This window comes from Pseudomonas sp. TH41, assembly GCF_016650695.1.
GTDB lineage: Bacteria > Pseudomonadota > Gammaproteobacteria > Pseudomonadales > Pseudomonadaceae > Aquipseudomonas.
Map to the genome: position 1 here is coordinate 568,359 of NZ_JAEKFH010000001.1, position 20,477 is coordinate 588,835.

The window sequence follows — 20,477 nt, forward strand, 5'->3', positions numbered from 1 at the left end:
TCGCTTTTTCAGCCGATAAAGAAGCTGCGGTTCTTATCGAACAGCTTTCACCAGCGTGGACTCATCAATCTGACCAATCGAGGTCACACCGGTCAGGGTCATGGCCACGCGCATTTCCCTGGCGAAAATGTCCAGCATGTTTTCGACCCCGCGTTGGCCATCGGCGGCCAGCGCGTAGGCCATCGAACGCCCCAGTAATACGCCTTTCGCGCCCAGCGCCAACATCCGCACCACATCAAGCCCCGAGCGGATTCCCGAGTCGACCAGCACCGTCAGATCATTACCCACCGCTTGCATGATGGGCGGTAATGCCCGGGCGGTGGAGAGCACGCCGTCCAGCTGCCTGCCACCGTGGTTCGACACCACAATGCCATCCGCGCCAAAGCTGACCGCGTCTCTGGCATCTTGCGGGTCGAGAATGCCTTTGATGATCATCGGGCCTTTCCAGAAGTCACGAATCCATTCCAGATCGCTCCAACTGATCGAAGGATCGAAGTTATTGGCCAGCCAGCCCATGTAGTCCTCGAGCGTGACGGCTTTGCCGAGGTACTTCGATATGTTGCCCAGGTCATGTGGGCGTCCCATGACGCCGACATTGAATGCCCAGTCGGGTTTGGTCATGGCCTGGAAAATTCGCCGCGATGCCGCAAAAGGGCCTGACATGCCCGAGTGCGCATCCCTGTAACGGGCGCCGGGGGTGGGCATGTCGACGGTAAACACCAGGTTCTTCACACCGGCGGCCTTTGCACGCTCCAGTGCATTTTTCATGAACCCTCTGTCCTTCAGCACATACAGCTGAAACCAGATGGACTGTTGGCTTTGGGTCGAGACTTCTTCGATCGAACACACCGAGACGGTTGAAAGGCAGAGGGGGATGCCTTTATTTTCTGCCGCTTTGACAGCCTGCACTTCGCCACGGCGGGCGAACATGCCGGTCAGGCCAACGGGCGCCAATATGATTGGCATTGAAAGGGGTTGATCGAAGAGGGTGGTTTCCAGGCTCAGGGTTTCGACGTTTTTCAGAATGCGCTGGCGCAGACTGATGTCTGTCAGATCGGCGCTGTTAGCCCTCAGTGTGTGCTCTGCATAGGCGCCGCCATCAATGTAGTCAAACAGGAAGCGGGGGAGTTTGCGGCGTGCGGCCTCGCGGTAGTCAGATGCGGATGAAATGATCATGGTGCCTCGGTCTGGTGAGTGTCGGGGCGATGTATCAGGTCAGATTAGCGAAAATGGCCCGCTTTGCGATCATGCCGATCACTGTAGGAGCGAGCTTGCTCGCGATGGTCGTTAACGATAACGCGTGTTTACTGGCTAAACGCGGCGCTCTTGAGTCCATCGCGAGCAAGCTCGCTCCTACAGTACAGTGGGCGGTTGATGTCAGTTGGTATCCAGATCCACGTTCTTGGTCTCACGCAAGCAGATCAGCCCGACCACCAGACTCACCCCGGTAATCACCACCGGGTACCAAAGCCCATAGAAAATGTCCCCGGTGTACACCACCAACGCAAACGACACGGTCGGCAGGAACCCACCAAACCAGCCGTTGCCAATGTGGTACGGCAAGGACATCGAGGTGTAGCGGATGCGGGTCGGGAACAGTTCGACCATCAGCGCCGCCAGCGGGCCGTAGCACATGGCGGAGATGATGATCAGCGCCACAATCAGCGCGACAATCATCGGTTTGTTGATCTGCTGCACGTCGGCTTGTGACGGATACCCGGCCAATGTCACCGCGCCGCGCAGGGCCGCTTCGTCAAAGCCATCGAGCTTGACGTCGCCGACGCTGACCTGCACGCCGCTGCCGGCAGGTGCGGCCGCGCTGGAGTAGGGCAGGCCCTGTTTCACCAGGAAGGTTTTGACCTTGTCGCACGGGCTATCAAATTTAGCCTTGCCCACCGGGTCGAACTGGAAGGTGCACGTGGCCGGGTCGGCCATGACGGTGATCGGCGCCTGACGGCTCGCCTGGTCGATGGCCGGGTTGGCGTAGTGAGCCAGGGTTTTGAAGATCGGGAAGTACAGTGCAGTGGCCAGCAGCAGGCCGATCATCAACACCGGTTTGCGCCCGACCTTATCCGAGAGCCAGCCAAAAAAGATGAAGAACGGCGCGCCGATGATCACGCTGACGATCAGCAGGCTGTTGGCCAGGGCCGGGTCCATTTTCAGGAATTGCGTGAGGAAGAACAGCACGTAGAACTGCGCTGCATAAAACGTCACCGCTTGCCCGGCGTTGATGCTGAACAGGGCGATCAAAACGACTTTGAGGTTTTCCCATTTACCGAAGGAATCGCGCAGTGGCGATTTGCAGAGTTTGCCTTCCTCTTTCATTTTCACGAACGCAGGCGACTCGTGCAGGCTCAGGCGAATCCAGGTCGAAATGCCCAGCAGAATGATCGAAAACAGAAACGGAATCCGCCAGCCCCAGACTTCGAATTGGTCACCGGTGAAGTAGCGGCAACCGAGCACCACCAGCAGCGAGAGCAGCAGCCCGAGGGTCGCGGTGGATTGAATCCAGCTGGTGTGAAAGCCACGTTTGCCGATCGGCGCGTGTTCCGCGACATACGTGGCAGCGCCGCCGTACTCACCGCCCAGGGCCAGGCCCTGAAGCATGCGCAGCACCACGAGGATGATCGGCGCGGCGATGCCGATGCTGGCGTAGGTCGGCAATAACCCGACGCAGAACGTCGCAAGACCCATGAGGATGATGGTCGCGAGGAAGGTGTATTTACGCCCGATCATGTCCCCCAACCGACCGAACACCAGTGCGCCGAATGGCCTGACGATGAAACCGGCAGCGAAGGCCATCAGCGCAAAAATGAACGCGGTGGTGTCGTTGACCCCGGCAAAAAATTGTTTGCTGATCACCGCAGCCAGCGCGCCATAGAGGAAGAAGTCGTACCACTCGAACACCGTCCCGAGTGACGAAGCGAAGATGACTTTTTGTGTGTCATGGCTGGTGCCTGCGCTGCGCACGGCTTCCAGAGGCTGAACATGTTCTGACATATCGTTATCCCTCACAGTGATTGTTTTTGTTGTTCCACTGTCGGCGCCGGCCTTGTGGGTTGGCGCCGCTACTTCAATGTATCGGGTGTACTTGTTCCTTGTAGGAGCGAGCTTGCTCGCGAAGGTGTGTCAGCTGCATGGGTGTCAACTGACACACCTTCGCGAGCAAGCTCGCTCCTACAGATTCCGTGTCCGGGTTCAAGTGTGGGTGACCCGTTCCTTTTTCTCGGTGATGATTCTTGTGTTGGGGTTGAGGATGAGTTGCGCGGCTTTTTCGGCAATCATCAACGTAGGCGAACAGGTGTTGCCCGAGGTGATGCGCGGCATGATCGAGGCATCGGCGATGCGCAGGCCGGGGATGCCGTGGACGTTGAGTTGCGCATCGACCACGGCGCCCGCGTCATGGCCCATGCGGCAGGTGCCGACCGGATGAAAAATCGTCGTGCCGATCCGCGCGGCGGCTTCGTGCAGTTGTTCCTCGCTTTGCAGGCTGTCACCGGGCAGGTATTCCACCGGTTTGAAGGCTTGCAGGGCCGGCGCGGCGACGATGCGGCGGGTCAGGCGAATCGCGTCGGCAGCGACGCGCAAGTCTTCTGGGTGGCTCAAATAGTTGGGCTGGATAAGGGGTGCCGCTTGTGGGTCGGCACTGCGGATTTCCACTCGGCCCCGACTGTACGGCCTAAGATCACAGACCGATGCAGTGAAGGCAGGGAAAGCGTGCAGCGGCTCGCCGAAACGTTCCAGCGACAAGGGCTGCACGTGATACTCCAGATTCGCCGAGGTCTGCTCCGGCCCCGAACGGGCAAAGGCACCGAGCTGACTCGGCGCCATGGACAGCGGCCCGCTGCGGTTATAAAGGTAGCGCAGGCCCATGCCCATCTTGCCCCACAAGCTGTTGGCGATCTGGTTCAGGGTGCGGGCGTTTTCGAGCTTGTAGATAAGCCGCAGTTGCAGGTGATCCTGCAGGTTGCCACCCACCCCTGGCAGTTCATGCGCCACGCCGATACCGAGTTTTTCCAGCAGCGGGCGAGGGCCGATGCCGGAGCGTTGGAGAATGGTTGGCGAACCGACGGAGCCTGCGCAAAGGACGATTTCCTTGCGCGCCTTGAAGGATTTCGCCTGGCCTTGCCAGCGTGCGGTGACCGCAGAGGCACGGCCATTTTCCAGCAGTACGCGGTCGACTTCGACGTCGGTCAACACGGTGAGATTGGAGCGGTGACGGATGGGTTTAAGAAACGCCTTGGCCGCATTCCAGCGAATCCCGGCTTTCTGATTGACCTGAAAGTAGCCACATCCTTCGTTGTCACCCTGGTTGAAGTCATCGATGCTGGCGATGCCACTTTGTTCGGCGGCGCTGCGGAAGGCATCCAGTATCGGCCACGACAGACGCTGGCGCTCGATCCGCCATTCGCCGGCAGCGCCGTGAAACGCCGATTCGCCGGCAAAATGATTTTCGCTTTGTTTAAACAGCGGCAGAACGTCTTGCCAGCGCCAACCGGGATTGCCATCGGCGGCCCAACCGTCGTAGTCGCTGGCCTGGCCGCGCATGTAGATCATGCCGTTGATCGAGGAACAACCGCCCAGCACTTTGCCGCGTGGGTAGCTCAGGGCGCGACCTTGCAGGCCAGGTTGTGCTTCAGTCTTGAAGCACCAGTCGGTGCGCGGGTTGCCGATGCAGAACAGGTAACCCACGGGGATGTGAATCCACGCGTAGTTGTCCCGACCGCCGGCTTCGAGCAGCAGCACCCGGTGTTGCGGATTGGCCGACAGTCGATTGGCCAGCAAACAGCCTGCCGGCCCGGCGCCGACCACGATGTAGTCGTATTCATCCAGTGAAGTCTGCATCCCTGACCTCGTCTTGTTGTTCTTGTTGTCAGTCATCCTAGTTGTTAGCTTTCGTTAAAAGAATGTTAGTTTTTACGCAGCTGCTGTGCGTTTTTAAACAGCGCAGCCCTAAGGACGGTTCATGTTTGACTGGAATGACCTGCGGTTTTTTCTCGAATTACAGCGGAGCGGGCGTTTGCTGACCGCTGCCCGCCGTTTAAATACGACCCACGCCACGGTGGCCCGGCACATCGAGGCCATTGAAAAGAGCCTCGGCGCCGCGCTATTTGTTCAGCACGCCCAAGGTTACGAACTGACCCCGGCCGGCGAAGCGCTGCTCAAACACGCCGAAGCCATGGAAAACGTCGCGCTGCTGGCCCAAGAGGAAATCACTCAATCGACTGCGCCACTGGGCAAGATCCGCGTTGGCGTTACCGAGGGGCTGGGCATCATGTTCCTCGCCAGTCGCATGAATGGTTTGTTCGAGCGCTATCCGGGGCTGGAAGTTGAACTGGTGGCGGTGCCGCGCTTTGTCAGCATCCTCAACCGCGAAGCCGAGATCAGCATCCACCTCGAACGCCCGGCGGCCGACATGCTGGTTACCCGAAAACTGACTGACTATCGCCTGGCGCTCTACGCCAGCCAGGCCTATCTGGATCGCTCGCCACCGCTGCGCAGCCGTGAAGACCTCGGTCGTCATGCCTGGATCGGCTACGTCGATGACTTGCTGTTCAGTCAGGAGCTGATGTTCCTCAACAGCTTCTGTCGCAACCCGCAGGTGGTTTTCCATAGCACCAGCGTCATCGCCCAGCAACAGGCCGCTCGTTCAGGGTTGGGGATTGCGGTGTTGCCGTGCTACATGGCCAGCGCCGATCCGGAGCTGGTGCCGCTGTTGCCGGATGAAAGCATTCAGCGCAGCTACTGGATCAGCACCCGCCGCGAACTGCACAAGTCCGTGCGGTTGCGCGTGCTGTGGGATTACGTGGTGGAGTTGTGTGAGCGCGAGCAGGCGCTGTTGACTGGCCAATCCCTGTAGGAGCGAGCTTGCTCGCGATGGAGTGTCAGTCGACACCCATGTAGCTGACACACCATCGCGAGCAAGCTCGCTCCTACAGAGGGATTGTGGTTCAAGGGAGGATTTCGAAGGCGCTGCTGGCCAGGCGTTCGCCGTTCACCAGAATGTGCACTGCATGTTTGCCCGCGTAGTGTTTACGGGTAGTGAGTTCCTTGATGTGCTGGCCACGGGCGATGCGCTCGCTGGCCTTGCCGGGCAAGGTCAGGGTTTTGAGTTTGAACACCTTCGCCGAGGTGCTGCCGTTGGCTTTGACGTAATCGATGGCGTAGTCGATCACCAGCCGCTGGTTGTCCTCGACCGTGGAGTTGACGGTAAAGGCCAGCGTGATTTTCTCCCCCAGAACAATCACTGCCGGTTCGACCTTCACATCAATGATCTCGACTTCAGCCTTGCCACTGGCGCCAATGAGCGCCAGCGCCCGCTGGTTACCCTGTTTGATCAGGCTGCGCAGGGCATGTTTGGCAATCCACGCCGTGTGTTTGTTATCCAGCGACCAACCCTCGATCAGGTTCAGCACCCAGTCGGGATGGTCCTTGGTGATGTCGTTCAGGTGGTTGGCCACGGATTTGCGCACATAAAGGCTGGCGTCTGCCTTGAGGTTGTCGAGGATCGCGGCCGCCAGCGTTGGGTCGGCCTGGATGTGCTCCAGGCGAAAGGACCATGGCAGGCGCGGTCGGCTGCCTTCGCTGGCCAGGCGGCGGACGTGTTCGTTTTCATCCAGGGACCAAGCGTGCATGACCGCCAGTGAGCGCTCGATGTCGTTGCGCAGGAAATACCGGATCGCGAATTCCGCGGAGCCGAAGGTGGTGAAGTATTTGAGTGCGTCCATGGATTGCTCGAATGCATGGGCGCCATACGTCGCGACGTAATGTGGTAACGAGATGCTGACGAAGCCGCTGTTCAAGCGTGGGGCCAAGGCGCGCAGTACCTCAAGGGATGCTTCATAACTCAGCGGCAGCACCGCGTGCAGGCACTCACTGACACGGGCCATGCGCTGCATGATCGACAACTCGGCGAGCCCTTCGTTGGCCATTTTCAGGAAGGCCTTGGCGTTGAATTCGGGGTAGACCGCAGTCATCTCGGTGGCGATGTGTGTGAGGCGCTCGGCGTTGAAGATTTCCTTGAGGGCGGGGGCGGGTTGGTCAGCCATGGTGCGTTCCTTAGAATTCTGGTTTGTCTGAATTACCGCGTTATCGTTCTTCGCGAGCAAGCCCGCTCCCACAGGGTTCTTTGGTGAACACATGATTTGTGTACGACTGAGAACACGTGTGGGAGCGGGCTTGCTCGCGAAGGGGCCCTCAAATGCACCTCAATGCTTACCCGATTGCTCTTCCAACTGATCAGCCTCAAACAGCCTCGCCAATTCCGCCCGGGCCTCCTGCGCCGTCTGCAACACCTTCGCCGCATCGTCATACACCGCATGCTGCGCTTCCAGCACCTGTTCGTCGTGATGCTTGAAGCGCTTGATCCGCGCATCCGCCTGGGCCTGGGTCAGCCCGAGTCCGACCAGCGTGCGCCGGCTCATTTCCAGGCTCGAATAGTAGGTTTCCCGAATCGCCTCGGCGCCCAGGTCCATCAAGCGGTGCACATGCTGGCGGTTACGGGCGCGGGCGATGATTTTGATGTGCGGGTACAGCTTGTGCACCAACTCGGCGGTCTTGATGTTGGTGTCCGGATCATCAGTGGCGATGACAAAGTATTCCGCCTGCCCGACCTTGGCCGCGCTGAGGATTTCCGGGCGCATCGGATCGCCGTAGAACACCGGCACGCCGCCGAAGCTGCGGGACAGTTCGATGGTTTCCACCGAAGTGTCGAGGGCCACGAACTTGATGTTCTGTGCGCGCAGTATACGGGCGATGATCTGCCCCATCCGGCCCATGCCGGCGATCACCACGCGGGGTTCGTCGGTGTCTATGTCGCGGAATTTTTCTGGCACCACGACCGGTTGTACTTTGGGCGAATAAAGCCGTGCGCACAGCAGCAACAACAACGGCGTCACCGCCATGGACAAGGTGATCGTCAGCACCAGCAAGTCGTACAGGCGCGGATCGAACAAGCCCTGATCCCGGCCGATCTTGAACACCACGAACGCAAACTCGCCCCCGGCCGCCAGCACGATGCCCAGGCGAATCGCACTGACCTTGCCCAAACCACCGGCCAATCGACCCACAATGAACAACAGCGGCAGTTTGATAGCGATCAGCAGCAGCGTCAGGCCCAGCACGGTGATCGGCGCGCTCAGCAACAAACTCAGGTTGGCGCCCATGCCGACGCTGATGAAAAACAGCCCCAGCAACAGGCCTTTGAAGGGTTCGATCTGCGCTTCCAGTTCATGGCGATACTCAGAGTCCGCCAACAGCAAACCGGCAAGAAACGCCCCCAGCGCCATGGACACACCGACCAAGTCCATCAGCCACGCCGTGCCAATCACCACCAACAACGCGGTGGCGGTAGAAACCTCCGGCAATCCGGTTTTGGCCACGACACGGAATACCGGCCGCAACAGATACCGCCCGCCGATCACCACCACCGCGATGCTGCCCAACACCCGCAAGCCGTGGTTCAGATTTTCGGCAGCGCTGGTGGCGTGATCACCGCCCGCCAGCAGCGGCACCATGGCGATCAGCGGGATCGCGGCGATGTCCTGGAATAGTAGAATCGCAAACGCCAGTCGCCCGTGCGGGCTGGTCAGCTCTTTGCGTTCGGCCAGGCTTTGCAGGCCAAATGCAGTGGACGACAGCGCCAGGCCAAGGCCGAGCACAATCGCGCTATTCAGCGGCTGGCCAAACACCAACAGCGCCAGCACGCCAATCACCGAGCCCGTCAGCAGCACCTGCGCCAGGCCCACGCCAAACACTGCTTTGCGCATCACCCACAACCGGCGCGGCGACAGTTCCAGGCCAATGATGAACAGCAGCAACACCACGCCGAGTTCGGAGATGTGGCTGACGCTTTGCGGATTGCCAATCAAGCCCAGCACCGACGGCCCGATGATGACGCCGGCAAACAAGTAACCCAGCACCGCCCCCAATTGCAGACGTTTGGCCAAGGGCACGGTGAGCACGGCCGCGAACAGAAACACGACAGCGGCTTGCAACAGGTTGCCTTCGTGGGGCATGACGAACTCCAAAGACTCGGTGCGGCGGAGCGTCAAGGATAAGGGTTGCAGGCACAGGCGTCAGCCTGAACATAAATGGTTGTTGACTCACACACCGCTATCGTCGGATCGCCGCCCGGAGCAGGCTCGCTCCCACAATGAATTTGTGTCATTCACAGAACCCATGTGGGAGCGAGCCTGCTCGCGATGGCGGCCTAATTGGCGATCCGTCTGTCAGAGATGCGCATCGATATGCGCCATCCCCCTGGCCACATACTCGTCCTTTTCGCCGACCGGGGCGAAGTAGTGCAACACTTCCCGCGCGGTTTCTGCACCCTTGAGCCGGGCCAGCACCCACGCCGACAGGTATTGCGCGGAGAAACAGCCGCCGGCGGTGGCGATGTTGCCGTTGGCGTAGAACGCTTGATTAACAATGTTGACGCCCGCCGCCTGCACCCAGGGTTTGCTGGTGGTATCGGTGCAGGCCGGTGCCTCGCCCAGAAGCCCAAGCTTGGCCAGCAGGAAGGTTCCGGAGCACTGAGAGCCCAGTAACTGGCGGGACGGATCGAAACACAACTGATCCATGATTGCTGGATCATTGGCCACTTCACGGGTTTTCATGCCACTGCCCACCAGCACTGCATCGGCCTGACAGGCCTCGGCCAGATCGATATGAGCGTCGATGGTCAAACCGTTCATGGACGTGACCCGAGCGGTCGGTGAAGCGATGCTCACCCGCCAATCCTTGTCGCCGATCAGGGAAATCCGGCTGAGCATTCCGTAGGCGATCAGGGAATCCAGTTCGTTGAAGCCGTCAAAAGTCAGAATGGCGATGTGCATGGCGAATCCCGAGTGTTTTTTCGCAGCCTACGCCGACGATGCGCGAAGCATCCCATACAGTCCGGCACAGAATCATCGCAACAGTAATGAATGATTGCGTCCGCGCGCAGTCGGAGTTCGGGTACCACGACATCACAGGAGGTTCACCGATGAACAGCAAGACCCTTATCGCCAGCCTGGCCCTAGTCGCGGGCATTGCCGGTATCAGCCCGATCGTTCAAGCCGATGACCCAGCGCAAAAAACCGTCCAGCCCGGGGTCAACAATGCCCGCAATCTGGTGGTCGGCGACCGCGCGCCGGAGGTCTACCAACGCAGCGAAAAAGCCCTGGTCAACTGGAAGCAGAAAGGGCTCAAGGCACCGAAGGATCAGGCCCAGTGGGTGCAGATCAACGATAAGTACATGATGGTAATGATCACCAGCGGGACGATCATGGACATCACGCCGGTGGAGCGGTAAGTCGCCGGTAACAATTGGCCATGGAAGGCTGATTGAAATCATCCTGCGTTCCGGTAAAGCTCGACGGCGATTTTGTTGACTGGATGTCAGGAGCGACCCGTTGGAAAAGAAACCCCTCTACCGCAAGGTCAATACCCGCACGTGGGGAGTTTGGCGTAACGATTTCACGGGACATTATCGGCATCAGCGCAACACTAAGGCTGAAATTCATAATGATGTGCAACGCAGTTCTATGCATGGAACTCGTCGGCACGGGTTTGATTACACGCCGCTCTTTCGGTTTCTGTTGTCTCGCGTCGGTAGGCAATGGGATGAAGTTTTCAGTGAGGCGGTGGCTCGTCTCGACCGGCATGAACCGGTGTTCTGGATGGTTGCCCTGCATGAAAGCGAAAGGCAGGAGCAGGTGTGTCTAGGGGAGTCGAGCTATTTCAGTGGCTTGTTTGTGGATGACCAGGGGCTTCTGCGAATCGTCAATCCTGAGCTGACGGCTGAGCGCATGACTCCTTATTGTCATTGTTGCACCCACACGTTTAACGGCATTCCTTTTGGCCAACGCAAGGACTGAAGCGTTTACTCAACTCGAATATGACTCACCGTCTGATCACCCAACCGATACTGATTATTCCCGCTGCGCTTGGCTTCATACATCGCCAGGTCCGCGATGTGAATCAACCGGTCCATGCTCGGCGCATGGTCCGGGAACACCGCGACCCCAAGGCTGGTACCGATGTGCCGCTGGTCATTGCCGATGGTGATCGGCGGTGAGAGTTCGACGAAAATTTTCTGGCAGATGACGCGGGCTTCGTCTTGCAGGCTGTTGCCCTGTGGCAGGCCTTGCAGGATGACCACAAATTCGTCGCCACCAATCCGGGCGACGGTGTCGGTTGAACGCAGGATCCGCTTCAACCGGGTGGCGGTGGTGATCAATACCCGGTCGCCAGCCGCATGGCCGTAGCGATCATTGATTGCCTTGAAGCCATTGAGATCGACAAACACCAGCGCGACACGCGTGGCGCTGACACGGGCCTGCTCCAGGGCTTCGCACAGGCGCTCCTCCAGCACCAGGCGATTGGGCAGGCCAGTCAGCGGATCGTAGTGGGCCAGGTGTTGCAGGTAACTGGCAGAGGCTTTTTCCTCGGTGATGTCGCGCACCACGCCCATCATTTTGATGGTCATGTCGTGATCGTTCTTCACCACATTGCCGGTCTCCCTCAGCCAGCGGATGGTGCCATCGGGCCAGACGACCCGGTATTCCTCGTCATGGTTGTCGCCGGTTTCCAGGCAGCGCAATTCACCGGCCCGAACCGTTGCACGGTCGTCCGGGTGCACGCAGGCGCAAAACAAGGCGTAGGAGGGTGTCACCTCTCCGATTTTGAAGCCGAACATGCCGTAAATCGCGTCCGACCAGTAGAGTTTGTCGGTGTCGACATCCCAGTCCCAAGTGCCGATGCGGGCGAAGTATTGGCTACGTTTGAAGCGTTCGGCGTCGCCGTCCTCGCGGATATTTTGCCCATCGGTCAGGCTGGCAATCAGCACGCGACACTCGGCCAGCTGCTTTTTCAGCGCGCGCTCGCGACAGATCAACGCGACGATCAGGGCAAGCATCACTGAGGCAATGGTTGCGCTGGTCCAGACCAGATTCATTCAGGAATTGCCATCATGGCGTATTGAACCGTACGGATAGGTGTTGCATAGCTTAGTTCACGGTGAATGCCGGAAACAGGTCGAATCGGTTGCCAATCGGGCGTATTTCTGGGAAAACGGCGCCCATTACGCCCTGTTGGGTGGGTGCACAATAGAGTGAACGTGATGAATGATGAATTGCAGGTAATCGATCTTGAAGTGGGCGAAGGCAAAACCGCGGTCAAAGGTGCACTGATCACCACCCAATACCGCGGCTGGCTGGAAGACGGCACCGAATTCGATTCTTCCTACAGTCGAGGCAAACCTTTCCAGTGCGTGATTGGCACTGGAAGGGTCATCAAGGGCTGGGATCAGGGGATTATGGGCATGCAGGTCGGCGGCAAGCGCAAGCTGCTGGTGCCGGCGCACCTGGGCTATGGCGAGCGTTCGATGGGGGCGATCACGCCGAATTCGAATTTGATTTTCGAGATTGAGTTGTTGGAAGTGCTTACCCGTGATGATTAATAGTGTGATTTTTTGGGTTTGAAGATCAAAAGATCGCGTACACCTGTAGGAGCTGCCGAAGGCTGCGATCTTTTGATTTTGACCTGGCTGGTCAGGCCTGAAAAGTTTCCCGGTAGGCATACAGGCCCGGTGTGCCGCCGGTCATCACAAACAGCACATTGTCCCCGGACCGGAATCGCCCTTGCCTGAGATCGGCCAACAACCCGGCGAACGCTTTGCCGGAATACACCGGGTCGATCAACAAACCTTCGGCACGGGCCATCAGGCGTACTGCGTCCTGCATGGCTAGCGTCGGCAGCCCGTAACCGTCGCCCAGTTGACTGCCGTCAATGGTGATTTCGTCAGCCTGTACGATGGCGCTGCTGCCCAACAACGCCAGCGCGTTCTGGGTCAATTGCACGGTCCTGGCCGCTGATGAGTCCCGGTCGGATAAAACCGAGTAAGACTTGACGATAGACGTGCCTCGGTCCAGCAATTGGAAGCCGGCCGCGAGCCCGGCGTGGGTGCCGGCGCTGCCGTTGGGTACCACGACCTGGTTGAAGGTGACGCCCAGTTGCGTTTCCTGCTGCGCGATCTCCACTGCGCAGCGCGCATAACCCAGACTGCCCAGTGGCGTTGAGCCCCCGGTGGGTAGCACCATCACGTTGCGTCCCGCGTCCCGAAGCTGCGCTGCGCGTAGTTCGGCCTTGGCGAGTGAGTCGGTGCCGGCGGGAAACACGCTCATTTCTGCGCCGAACAACTGGTCGAGCAGAACGTTGCCATTGAGTTCGTAATCCACTTCGGCTTTAGGGACTGACCGGGTCAGGATCAATTCGCACGCAATGCCCAGGCGAGCACACACGGCGGCGGTCAGGCGCGCATGGTTGGACTGAAGGCCGCCGATGGTAATGACCGTGTCGACGCCGGACGCCAGCGCTGCGCCGATATGAAATTCAAGTTTGCGCAGTTTGTTACCGCCACCGCCAATCAACATGTGATCGTCGCGCTTGAGAAACAGGCCGACTCCCTGCGCCTTCAAGCCCAACAACTGTTCAAGGCGTTCGGCCTGCTGGATGGGAGTGGGGCCTTGCAGAAGGTCTGTCCGTGCAAAAGAACTCAGCGACTTGTCCAGTAGGGTCTGCATCAATGGAGCCTCGTTGTTCACGGTTATTTAAGCGACTGTAGGGAGAAAGCCGCTCGGGATAAATGCATCGTTGGTTATTACTCCTATTACCTGATGTATTGAATTCGTTTGATTGGCTGCTTGCCTGTTCCGTCGCATCGGTGACTATGCGCAGCAAATAGGGGTAGGGGTATATGTAGGTCGTACATCCATGATCATAAAGATGACCTGCTCAACCGCGTTCGGCGCATTTCAGGTCAAGTCCAGGCCATTGAGCGGGCGCTTGAGTCCGACGCCGATTGCGCGAAGACCTTCTATTTGGTGGCGGCCATACGCGGAGCTATCAACGGGTTGATGGACGAAATCATCGAAGACCACGCCAGGGAGCATGTTGCTAACCCGGCACTTAGCGATGAGGGGCGCCCCGTTTTAATTGCTCTTAGCTACCTAGAAAACCCCATCTAACATGGCGGTGTAATGCATATGGTTGCATTCAACCCATTGCGGACCTATGCCTCGATCTAAAGCGGACCTTCATCTCACCGCAATTGCCAGACCTTCAGCGGTAAAAATGATGGCTTGGGCTGCTTCCAGTTCATCGGGCGAACTCTGGACGATGATCGAGGATGCATCGGGTTTTACCTTCCGCTCCCGGCAAAGTGGCCAGAACAATTGCACCGCCCAAGACTCTACCTTTGCACCTGTTGGCACGCCGTAAGCATCCTGAGCGCAGTGCGGATGGCCGCTGCTCGTATTGTGAATCTTGTCCCAGATATTGAGCACGTTGCCATAGTTGGATGAGGCATTGCCGTAGCGGCCGATACCATGATGCACATGATGAAAATCCTGAAGCGAGAACAGGTTTTCTGCCAAATCGAGAAACAGGCGGCCAGGGGCGAAACGGCGCAGCCACAAATCCCAGCGATAGCCCACATGTTGGAGATAACCGACTGTCAGCTTGAGGCCCAGCATTGCGGCTCCGGCTTCCTCTGCACCGACAAAAACCAGTAGCGGGGCCATCACATTGACGGGAATCAGCAGGTAATAAAACGTGCTTTCGCGCACCCCCATTAGCACGTTCATGCGTGTCGGAATATGGTGAGGTTTGTGCAGGCGCCACAACCAGGGTATTTGGTGTGCCTGGCGGTGAAACCAGTAATTCCCATAATCGTCAAGCAACAGGACCGCGAGGAACAATACTGCGAAATGGGTGTGAGCCAGGGCGTTTCTCCACTCTGGCAGAAACGTGACCAGCAAATAAGTAATCCCCGCAAAAGGCAACGCGCGAATGGAGAACGCGATCACGATACTGATCAGGTTTACGCCCAGTTCATTCATACTCAATGCACCGGGTTTCCTGAACTCCCCCATCACAATGTCAAGCACAAACAGCGTGACAAAGACACTAAGCCCAATGGTCATTCCCATCACGGTTTCCTTTTACTGAGTTGTGAGCCTTGAGCAATGCTCATTTCAGGTTTTCGGCAAAAAACACCAGCTTGCCGACCTTGGCCGGATTGACTGTTATTTCGATGGGAACGATGCCGTTGAAACGCTCAAGATTCTGGCTACCGCCACTCAGCGTAATCTGACCCTGATCTCCATGTCCTGGGGTTGTCTGGAAATGCGCATACAACACGCCACCATCCGTCGTTTTGAATTCACAGTCGCCCAATCCCGCAACGACTGCCTTTCCTTTCAATGTGTCGGTAATGGCACAAAGGGCATAGAAACGCACCGACTCACCTTGTGACACCAGTTTTCCCGCGCCCTCGGCAATCATATTCAAACTTGAGGTTCCCGAAGCAACATTCACTTCCGATACGTTTTTTACTGCGGCACCAAATTCAAGAGTGATGGGCGAATCAGCGGCTTGCGCCTGCGAAAACGTTGCACACAGGATTAAAGCGGGCATCAATTTCGATTTCATTTTTATTATCCAAAGTCAATGAGTACCGGGGAAAGCTTATTGCTGCGTCATATTGCTGCGATCAATAAAACGGTCGTAGTGGATGTATTGAGGCTCAACGACGCCTTCTAATTGGCGAAGAATCGAATCGATCATCAGTGGCGCACCGCAGAGATAAAAACTGCTGTCGGCAGGGCTACAGAAACTGGAAATATATTCGCCGCAATACCCAGTCAGACCGCCCCAGGTGGAATGACCAGGCTCATTTGACAGGACGGGCTCAAACAGCATTCGACTGCGACCAGGCCAGTTGGCCTGTAGTTGTGCAATTTCGCCCAGGCAGTACAGATCGTCCTGGGTGCGGGCGGCGAAAAACAGCGTCACATCCGGGGCGCTTTTCTGAGCGCTCAACTGTTCGAGAATTGACTTTATGGGAGCAAGACCACTTCCACCGGCGATGAGCACCATCGGGCGCTGAGCGTTTTGGGTGGTGAAATCACCGAGCGGGCCAGTCAACTCTATACGCTCACCGATGCGATCCTCGGCAAACAACCATTCGGTAAATTGTCCGCCGGGGACCAGGCGGACATGAAATTCCACCTCGATTTGCGGATGACCCAATGGCGCTGAGCAGAACGAATAGCAGCGCGGTTCGTGGGCCAGGGCCGGATGCCCTGGGATGCTCAATTGGGCGTACTGTCCAGCCTGATAGGAAATTGGCGCATCAAGCTCCAGCACCAGGTGGCGAATATTGTGGTTCAGAGCAACGGCCGATTTGATCCGTCCAGAACGTGTGACCAGCGCTGGGCCGTGGACATCCGGCGACAAGCCAGGCACGGCCAGCAATACATCGCTCAAGAGTTCGGACTGGCACGCCAATAGATAGCCGTTGCGCAATGCAGCGTGGTCCACATGATGGGAGATGTCTTTCTTGAGCCTGACTTTTCCCCGCAGGAGACGACAACGGCAGGAGCCACATTCGCCGACCATGCACAAATGCGCAATTTTGACGCCGCTGCGAAGACCAGCCTTGAGGACTGTCTCGCCCGATGCCACACACGCTTGCAGCGGGGTGCCTTCGATAATTAGTTGATAGCTATTTGGCGATGCGGGATCGGGAGCAATAGTTGACATAGGAACAGTTGCCTTATTGGTATGGGCGAACTGTAATTTTTGCTACAGCGATGCGTCCAATGCATTATAAACATTGAAGCAATTACCACTGGACATTATGAGGTGATAGATGGACTTGAAGCGTATCCGCTATGCCCTCGCGCTGGCGCAGGAATTGAACTTTGCGCGGGCAGCCGAAAAACTGCATCTGAGCCAGCCTGCACTCAGTCGTGGCATTCAGGCATTGGAAGAAGAGCTGGGGCTGTCCTTGTTCGACCGCGACAACCGAGCGGTTTCGATAACCAAAGTGGGTGAGGTATTTCTGGAGCACGCCAGACGCATTGCTTACCAGATGCGCACGTTTGAGTTGGACATGGCGCAAATACGCGACGGCGATGTAGGTCACGTCGCGTTCGGGGTCGGACCTTCGCCGACCTATGGGCTGGTGCGACAGGTGCTCCGGGAGGTAAGGCGGCAGAGCCCCGGCATTTGCTTCACCGTGGACACAAACAACTGGCGCTACCTGCTACTCCATCTGCGGGCCGAGGAGATAGAGTTCTTTGTCGCTGACACGCAGGAAATTTCACATGAACCAGACCTCGCCATCACTCCACTTTGTCGTCAACGGGGAGCATTCTTCTGCCGTCCGGGTCATCCACTGATAGGCAAACCGATGCGCAGGCTGAAGGATTGTTTGCACTATGGTTTTGCCCTGAGTTCGTTCCCAAATGCGGCGTTGGTCCAACTCAGACACCTACTTGAATTGGCTCCCGATCAGCCTCTGCCGGTGGCGCTGAAGTGCGATAACCTCTCTGTGCTGAAAGACCTCGCGATTAACGACGACCTGATTCTGGGAGCAACACAAGCTGCGGTGGAGCGAGACTTACAAGCTGGGACGTTGGTTTCCTTGCCTTTTCCCGAGACCGGATCGTTGTTTACGGAAATTGGCATTGTGCATTTGGGCGGACGAACACTGTCCCCTGCGGCCACGTTGGTGCTCAATACGATTCGTGCTGTAGCTTCCGAAGCACCTAGGACCACAATGTACAAGGGATCTGGATTTTACGATGATCAATGAATCATGCGCCCAGCCTCATTCCCGTGCACGCTCGACTGCAAGATGCTCCGACTCAGCCGTTATATGAAGACTCTAGATGTGTTCCAGGCAGGACTGAAAAATCAGCCTATCCGATGTCGTAGGTCAGGACGCCTGGATAGCATCGATGAGTGTCCACCCTGGGGCACTAGCGGCCCGTTGACCACTGTCCGCTTCTGGCTGTCGATTCAACCGGTCGATGCAACAGATTGACTCAATCTTTCAGCGGATGTTTCATCGTTTAGTGTTTTCCAAGTGCGGCGATTTATGCCACGGATAGCCCTTCGCGCTGAGCTGAAAGGCGTAATCGAATAAACGCTTCATGTACTCGCCATCGAATTTCCGATTGTGCGCAAAGGAAAAGTCGGAGCCAATGTACGCAAGATTGAAATCCGCTCCATCCTGTTGCGCCATACGGTAAATACGCTCCAGGTCGCTGATCCCCTGAGTTTGAATCAAGGCACTGATGGCTCGACCGCCGATGCTCAATGTACGGCGCTTGGTCCCGGACCACTGCGGCTCCAGTGTCCCATTACGAATGACATAGAAATGACGGTCGAGTCGCAAAGGCGCTCCAGTGGCTTTGCTCAGCGCCATCACGGTGCTGGGTGGGTAAAGAAACACTTGAGTGATGACCCCTCCGTCCACATGCATTTCCTGAAACTGTTTGCCGTCAACGTCCACATCGATCATGACGGGTGAGACTGCACCGGGAATGCTCATTGACGCGAGCATGATGTTGCGAAAGAGGTCGAGCGCTCCCGGTGCCTGGCTGGAGGCAATCGCGCCCATGTTCCAGGTGACTGGCCGCCCCGAATCAAGGTCAGTTGTGCCGATCAGCAGAATTCGTCCTTTGGCATACTCCGACGCGATCGCCGCAAGAATCTGCGCAGTGACGTATTTTGCGATGAGCCGCGACAGTGGCTTACTGTCCGCTATACCGTCGCTGGCAAGACGGGTTAACACGTTTCGCGAATGAAAAATGTCTTTTGGACCGATTGCGTTGGAGACATACCGAATCACGCCGTCGTGCTCAGGCCCCAGGTAAGCGAACGGAGCGACCAGGGCACCCGCGCTAATGCCCGTGACGACCTTGAACATGGGGCGGGTTCCATGCGTGGTCCATCCAGCAATGAGTCCCGCTGCGAATGCGCCTGCATCGCCGCCGCCCGAAACTGCCAGCATATTTGCCAGCGGCAGTATATTGCTCGGCTTCCCAGCCTTGGCGAGCACCTCGCTCTCACGTTTGTTGGACTGAACCGCATCCTCAATGAAAGGCGTCAGGTCGTGGTCCAGCCTGTAGCGAGCATTGGGAATGCCTGGGATGACCGCTTTTTCCGTCAAGGTTGGCGGAACAGCGTCACGGCGTGGCAGGCACGCTTGAAGCAACATGTCCAGAGTTGAGGCGCCAGGTCTGAGCGGGAATGGTTTCAAAACGCCTCCTCCGGCCCTTGTCGACAGCAAGCGCGCTCATCGTCCCCGAGAAAGTCCTTACCCATGGTGCCCGAGATGACTACACGCCAGCCGACGGCGGCACGTCATTGGAACGCCAGGCAGCTCATTCTGCGCTCCTTTACATGATAAAAAAACTAATCGGCCGTGACCGGGAAGTGATCGCCGAACATGGGATGGCCGCCGACGGAGCTTTCGCGCGTCGCCTCGTCCTGGATGACGTCCCAATGTTCGACCATCACGCCGTCCTCGAGGCGCAGGATGTCGACCACGACCCAGTTCGTCGGCTGGCCGAGTCCAGAGAACCGGCCGTGCAGCATGACGAAATCGCCCTGCGCCACAGCGAGCTGGCATTCGTAACGCAGATCGGCCGGCCCCGTGGCGACCAGACCGAACAGGCCCTCGCGACCTGGGGGCACATGAGCACTGTGTTGGATGTAGGAGGGCGACCAGAAGTGTTCGGCCGCAGCCAGATCCTTGCGATTGAATAGGGTTTCGAAGCCTTCGAGAACGATTGCCTTGTTCTCGGCGGGTGTGCGTGCGGTCATCGTCTTGATCCTGTTAAAGGTGAGGGGCAGGCGATCGCTGGGGCCGCCCGGCCGGTCAGCCCAACGTTGGCCCGGCTGCGATCATGTCGTTGAACTGATTGACCCACGCATGCTCGTTCGGGCCGGGGTTGGCACGCATAGCCTCGGCTGGAGTGACGAGGATTTCGTCCACGCCGCTCTCGAACTGCGTCATCGCTTCAGTAATGAACTGGTCGAGAGGAATAGCGCGCTCTTCCTCGCTGCTATCGAGCAGCTCGGTGCGTACCCAAGGCGGCGCGATTTCGACCAGCTGGATGCCATGTCCCCGCAGCAGGTAACGCTGTGACAGCGTGTAGGAGTGGAGTGCTGCCTTGGTCGCCGAATAGACCGCCGTCACTGCCATCGGCACGAAGCCGAGAACGGAGGAGACGTTGACGATCACCGCATCAGGCCGTGCCTTCAGATGCTCGACCAGCGCGGAGGTCATGCGGATTGGGCCGAGCAGGTTAGTGGTGACGGTCGACTGCGCGAGCGCATCGTCCACCGGCCCGTCTGCGTGATCCAACATCATGATGCCGGCATTATTGATCAGCACATTCACCTCCGGATAATTGGCAATGAGCGTCTGCGCTGCCGCCTGGATGCTGCCCGGATCGGTAATGTCGAGCTCAATGGCGGCCATGCCAGGGTTGGCGTCGAGCGTCTCCTGCAGCCGCTCCTTGCGCCGGCCAGAGATAATCACCTTATTGCCGAGCGTGTGGAAGGCTTCGGCCAAGCCTCGGCCAATGCCGGAGCCGCCGCCGGTGATGAAGATAGTATTGCCGGTCATACGCATG

General features: G+C 57.9%; 20 protein-coding genes. 6 read left to right on the forward strand and 14 right to left on the reverse strand.

The window, feature by feature from the left end:
* Positions 1–33: 33 nt before the first annotated feature.
* From lldD to JFU37_RS02620, 3 genes are all read right to left on the reverse strand, one after another.
* Positions 34–1,176, reverse strand: coding sequence for an FMN-dependent L-lactate dehydrogenase LldD (gene lldD, locus JFU37_RS02610; protein ID WP_201112541.1), 1,143 nt, complete (start codon positions 1,174–1,176; stop codon positions 34–36).
* 201 nt (positions 1,177–1,377) lie between these two features.
* Entirely contained in the window at positions 1,378–3,000 is a 1,623-nt protein-coding gene (locus JFU37_RS02615; RefSeq protein WP_201112542.1) for an MFS transporter, read from the reverse strand.
* A gap of 198 nt (positions 3,001–3,198) precedes the next feature.
* Positions 3,199–4,845 carry a GMC family oxidoreductase gene (locus tag JFU37_RS02620; RefSeq protein ID WP_201112544.1) on the reverse strand — a complete coding sequence of 549 codons (1,647 nt, stop codon included), beginning with the start codon at positions 4,843–4,845 and terminating at the stop codon, positions 3,199–3,201.
* Between the two features lie 121 nt (positions 4,846–4,966).
* Between JFU37_RS02620 and JFU37_RS02625 the strand changes: the two genes are divergently transcribed.
* Positions 4,967–5,860: a LysR family transcriptional regulator gene (locus tag JFU37_RS02625; RefSeq protein WP_201112546.1), complete on the forward strand. Its 894-nt coding sequence runs from the start codon at positions 4,967–4,969 to the stop codon at positions 5,858–5,860.
* 91 nt (positions 5,861–5,951) lie between these two features.
* Here JFU37_RS02625 and JFU37_RS02630 read toward each other — a convergent pair whose 3' ends face one another.
* The 3 genes from JFU37_RS02630 to JFU37_RS02640 form a co-directional block, all read right to left on the reverse strand.
* Complete coding sequence (locus JFU37_RS02630; protein ID WP_201112548.1) at positions 5,952–7,049, reverse strand: DNA alkylation repair protein; 1,098 nt, start codon at positions 7,047–7,049, stop codon at positions 5,952–5,954.
* A gap of 159 nt (positions 7,050–7,208) precedes the next feature.
* Complete coding sequence (locus tag JFU37_RS02635) at positions 7,209–9,017, reverse strand: monovalent cation:proton antiporter-2 (CPA2) family protein (protein ID WP_201112550.1); 1,809 nt, start codon at positions 9,015–9,017, stop codon at positions 7,209–7,211.
* A 213-nt stretch (positions 9,018–9,230) separates the two neighbouring features.
* Positions 9,231–9,836 carry a DJ-1/PfpI family protein gene (locus JFU37_RS02640; protein WP_201112552.1) on the reverse strand — a complete coding sequence of 202 codons (606 nt, stop codon included), beginning with the start codon at positions 9,834–9,836 and terminating at the stop codon, positions 9,231–9,233.
* Between the two features lie 149 nt (positions 9,837–9,985).
* On the opposite strand from JFU37_RS02640, the gene JFU37_RS02645 reads away from it, so the two are divergent.
* On the forward strand, positions 9,986–10,294 hold the full coding sequence (locus tag JFU37_RS02645) for an RcnB family protein (protein ID WP_201112554.1): 309 nt from the start codon (positions 9,986–9,988) through the stop codon (positions 10,292–10,294).
* Positions 10,295–10,394: 100 nt separating this feature from the next.
* Positions 10,395–10,859, forward strand: coding sequence for a hypothetical protein (locus tag JFU37_RS02650; RefSeq protein WP_201112556.1), 465 nt, complete (start codon positions 10,395–10,397; stop codon positions 10,857–10,859).
* Positions 10,860–10,864: 5 nt separating this feature from the next.
* Here the strand turns inward: JFU37_RS02650 and JFU37_RS02655 are convergent, their stop codons facing one another.
* On the reverse strand, positions 10,865–11,938 hold the full coding sequence (locus JFU37_RS02655; RefSeq protein WP_201112558.1) for a sensor domain-containing diguanylate cyclase: 1,074 nt from the start codon (positions 11,936–11,938) through the stop codon (positions 10,865–10,867).
* Positions 11,939–12,103: 165 nt separating this feature from the next.
* On the opposite strand from JFU37_RS02655, the gene JFU37_RS02660 reads away from it, so the two are divergent.
* Positions 12,104–12,442 (forward strand): FKBP-type peptidyl-prolyl cis-trans isomerase, encoded by a 339-nt coding sequence (locus JFU37_RS02660; RefSeq protein WP_201112560.1) that lies wholly within the window; start codon positions 12,104–12,106, stop codon positions 12,440–12,442.
* Between the two features lie 91 nt (positions 12,443–12,533).
* On the opposite strand, the gene JFU37_RS02665 is transcribed toward JFU37_RS02660, so the two are convergent.
* Positions 12,534–13,565 (reverse strand): D-cysteine desulfhydrase family protein, encoded by a 1,032-nt coding sequence (locus tag JFU37_RS02665; protein ID WP_201112562.1) that lies wholly within the window; start codon positions 13,563–13,565, stop codon positions 12,534–12,536.
* Between the two features lie 171 nt (positions 13,566–13,736).
* On the opposite strand from JFU37_RS02665, the gene JFU37_RS02670 reads away from it, so the two are divergent.
* On the forward strand, positions 13,737–14,009 hold the full coding sequence (locus JFU37_RS02670; RefSeq protein ID WP_201112660.1) for a metal-sensing transcriptional repressor: 273 nt from the start codon (positions 13,737–13,739) through the stop codon (positions 14,007–14,009).
* A 69-nt stretch (positions 14,010–14,078) separates the two neighbouring features.
* Here the strand turns inward: JFU37_RS02670 and JFU37_RS02675 are convergent, their stop codons facing one another.
* The 3 genes from JFU37_RS02675 to JFU37_RS02685 are packed head-to-tail and all read right to left on the reverse strand — an operon-like array spanning position 14,079 to position 16,587.
* Positions 14,079–14,972: a sterol desaturase family protein gene (locus JFU37_RS02675; RefSeq protein ID WP_201112563.1), complete on the reverse strand. Its 894-nt coding sequence runs from the start codon at positions 14,970–14,972 to the stop codon at positions 14,079–14,081.
* Positions 14,973–15,012: 40 nt separating this feature from the next.
* A complete protein-coding gene (locus JFU37_RS02680; RefSeq protein WP_201112565.1) occupies positions 15,013–15,474 on the reverse strand; it encodes a hypothetical protein in 462 nt (153 codons plus the stop codon).
* 36 nt (positions 15,475–15,510) lie between these two features.
* A complete protein-coding gene (locus JFU37_RS02685) occupies positions 15,511–16,587 on the reverse strand; it encodes a 2Fe-2S iron-sulfur cluster-binding protein (protein ID WP_201112567.1) in 1,077 nt (358 codons plus the stop codon).
* A gap of 109 nt (positions 16,588–16,696) precedes the next feature.
* On the opposite strand from JFU37_RS02685, the gene JFU37_RS02690 reads away from it, so the two are divergent.
* Positions 16,697–17,644 carry a LysR family transcriptional regulator gene (locus JFU37_RS02690; RefSeq protein WP_201112569.1) on the forward strand — a complete coding sequence of 316 codons (948 nt, stop codon included), beginning with the start codon at positions 16,697–16,699 and terminating at the stop codon, positions 17,642–17,644.
* Between the two features lie 252 nt (positions 17,645–17,896).
* Here the strand turns inward: JFU37_RS02690 and JFU37_RS02695 are convergent, their stop codons facing one another.
* The 3 genes from JFU37_RS02695 to JFU37_RS02705 form a co-directional block, all read right to left on the reverse strand.
* Complete coding sequence (locus JFU37_RS02695; RefSeq protein WP_201112571.1) at positions 17,897–19,096, reverse strand: patatin-like phospholipase family protein; 1,200 nt, start codon at positions 19,094–19,096, stop codon at positions 17,897–17,899.
* 155 nt (positions 19,097–19,251) lie between these two features.
* Positions 19,252–19,662, reverse strand: a complete 411-nt coding sequence (locus JFU37_RS02700) for a nuclear transport factor 2 family protein (RefSeq protein WP_201112573.1) — start codon at positions 19,660–19,662, stop codon at positions 19,252–19,254.
* 55 nt (positions 19,663–19,717) lie between these two features.
* Positions 19,718–20,476 (reverse strand): SDR family oxidoreductase, encoded by a 759-nt coding sequence (locus JFU37_RS02705; RefSeq protein ID WP_201112575.1) that lies wholly within the window; start codon positions 20,474–20,476, stop codon positions 19,718–19,720.
* Position 20,477: the final 1 nt, after the last annotated feature.